The 2,479-nt window shown below is 38.2% G+C and carries 3 protein-coding genes; all 3 read left to right on the top strand.

What is annotated here, in order from left to right; genetic code table 11:
• The first annotated feature begins 115 nt into the window (after positions 1-115).
• The 3 genes from AB4496_RS09825 (at position 116) to AB4496_RS09815 (ending at position 2,300) form a co-directional block, all read left to right on the top strand.
• Positions 116-754, top strand: coding sequence for a helix-turn-helix transcriptional regulator (locus AB4496_RS09825; protein ID WP_102257755.1), 639 nt, complete (start codon positions 116-118; stop codon positions 752-754).
• A gap of 191 nt (positions 755-945) precedes the next feature.
• Positions 946-1,530: a hypothetical protein gene (locus AB4496_RS09820; protein WP_086048837.1), complete on the top strand. Its 585-nt coding sequence runs from the start codon at positions 946-948 to the stop codon at positions 1,528-1,530.
• A gap of 89 nt (positions 1,531-1,619) precedes the next feature.
• Positions 1,620-2,300 carry a molecular chaperone gene (locus AB4496_RS09815; protein ID WP_102257754.1) on the top strand — a complete coding sequence of 227 codons (681 nt, stop codon included), beginning with the start codon at positions 1,620-1,622 and terminating at the stop codon, positions 2,298-2,300.
• Positions 2,301-2,479: the final 179 nt, after the last annotated feature.

Here is a 2,479-nt window from a genome sequence, read left to right as displayed (position 1 = left end):
ACAGGAATAATACTTAATCAATACTAATATTATTTAACTAGACTCTGTGGGATAACTCCTCATTAACCTACCGATTATTAAAGATTTTTTGTATGAGTAAATAGAGAGGTCAATCATGGAAGTTGATTCTGAACTCGCGTTAGACATTCATGTTCTTACCCGCAATAATTCATACTATAGGGTGATAAAAGACCTACTTGCGGTATCTATTCCTAGTGCGCAAATCTCTCACTCCCAATGCTTTATGCAAGTACCGAAACTCGAACCTGAAACGGTTGTTTTATTTGATATTCAAACAATGCCATGCCCCAAAAGATACGGATTTATCCTACATGAAAGAAATGAATTTTGGTTAGCTGTCAATGTGAATGACAATACATCTACAGTATGGCTAGAAAAAGGTTTTTCGGGGCAAGTAGATCAGCACTTTGAGTTTATATCGAAAGCAATTTTATCTGTTTATCAAGAAGAGATATGGTTTCCAAGGTCAGTGTTAAATAAACTGGTTTCTTCTTATCAAAGCAATGAAACCAACTATGAATCAGCCTGTGAAAATATAGTTAATTATAAAGAGTTAACAAAAAAAGAAAGGGATACTTGCTCATTGATACTAAAAGGGCTGTCGAACTCTCAGATAGCATCTCAGCAACACGTCAGTATCAACACAGTGAAGACTCACTCATCAAACTTACTTCGTAAATTAAACTTACGATCCAGGTATGAACTTCTTGCTCAGGTAAAAAGCTTTAATTAGATTCGATATATAGCAAGGTCACAAGAAAATAGTAAGATCACAAGAAAATTGGAATATAACAAAACTCATTCTAAACTCACCCTATGTAAGCGATATTTTTCACTCTATGTGATGAGGTTTGGCACTTTGTTCCCTCGTAACCTTTAAAAGTGATGCACGGGTATGCATCTTAACTAACGAGGGATTGAACGATGAAAAAGTTACTTCTTGCTACCGCTGTAGCAGCCGCTTCACTTTCTTTTGGCGCTTCTGCGGTTCAGTTTAATAATGCTGTGGACTTTACAACACTGAGCAAAACGGACCAAAAGACGATTCGAATCGAAGGTCGAGTTCCAAAACGCTGTCTATTGCGAATCGGTAAAAAAGACGTGAAGAATAACGTTCTACGTAAAGCGAACAAAGTTCATACTGATTCGTGGAGCAATGGCTTCAACAACAAGAAAGTTTTAGTAGGTAACTTACGTGCTTGGTGTAATTACGGTGCTGATTTGGAATTTTCAGTTACAGCTTACCAATTAAACGGTGTAACCAAGCACAATATGGGTGAAAAAATTAACTATAAAGTAAGAATTGGTTCAGACATGGTGGCGAACACTGAAAACGACCATGCCATAGAAGTAACGGCACCACCAATTCCATCATTGGGCGAACACTTGGTGAACAAAATCAACAAGCATCCCATTTATGTGAAACCTGAAGATTCAGGATTTGCACGAGCAGGTAAATATAAAGGTAAAATCAAAGTGAGTCTTGCAGCAGCAGGTCCAGCAAGCTAATCACCGAACAACACTTTATGGACATTGTCTTATAGACAAACAAAACTTGGCTCGGTTATCGAGCCAAGTTATTTTATGGAGAAATATCTATGGTTAGGATTACCACTCTTCTATCTTCTTTGTTGTTTAGTTCTATTCTTTTCGCATACGAGGTAAGCCCCATCTATTTAGAACTTGATGATGTGGGCCGGAATTCTCAAGGTTTGTATAAAGTGACTAATGTTGAAGAAGAGCCGATTCTCCTAGAAGTAAACGTCTATCAAACTGATTTTTCTACTGGTGAAGAAATCTTAACCCCGTCAGAAGATGAATTTCTCATCCTACCACCTCAAGCAAAAATTGACGGCCAAAAGTCTCAGACTTTCCGCGTACGTTACATGCCAACAGGGCCAATAAAACAAACCGACACCTACCGTATTGTCTTTACGCAAATTGAGCTAGAAAATCAGATTGAGGAAAATGACGACAGTTCTATTTCCATGTTACTAGAGTTTGCAACTTTGGTTTTTGTATCTCCCACATCCAGTAAATCAATTCCAACCACTACACTTCAAAACCGCCAAGTTACTATCCGAAACGATGGTAAGCGAGTACTGAACATGAATGGTATGGAGTTTAATTTCTCTGGCGATAAAACAAACAAAACGGTCGATTGGGAAGTCCTAAGCAAAAAAACAAGCGCTTACTTGATGCCAGGAACGACCGTCAAATACACCTTACCAAGTGAACTGGGACAGCCAGAGAAAGTTTCTGTTAAAACAATAGACTAATGATGCTTTCATGAAGAGTCTCATTTTATACCTCACTCTAATAATGACTATACCAGCCGCGTTCGCTCAAAGTTGGTTATTCCCATTTCCTGTCACTTGGGGTGAAAACACAATCGGTGAAGTAAATGCATACTCTGACGGTATAAGTGTTGGATCTGTCAACGTAGATCAGATAGCTC

Source organism: Vibrio sp. 10N.222.46.A1, from assembly GCF_041473595.1.
Classification (GTDB): Bacteria; Pseudomonadota; Gammaproteobacteria; order Enterobacterales; family Vibrionaceae; genus Vibrio; species Vibrio tasmaniensis_A.
Note: the sequence above shows the minus strand (reverse complement) of the source record. Positions and strands in the feature narration are given on the sequence as shown.

Bases quoted from the DNA above. Each gene is read 5' to 3' on its own strand.
- AB4496_RS09825 (WP_102257755.1), top strand. From the start codon at position 116: ATGGAAGTTGATTCTGAACTCGCGTTAGACATTCATGTTCTTACCCGC.
- AB4496_RS09820 (WP_086048837.1), top strand. From the start codon at position 946: ATGAAAAAGTTACTTCTTGCTACCGCTGTAGCAGCCGCTTCACTTTCT.
- AB4496_RS09815 (WP_102257754.1), top strand. From the start codon at position 1,620: ATGGTTAGGATTACCACTCTTCTATCTTCTTTGTTGTTTAGTTCTATT.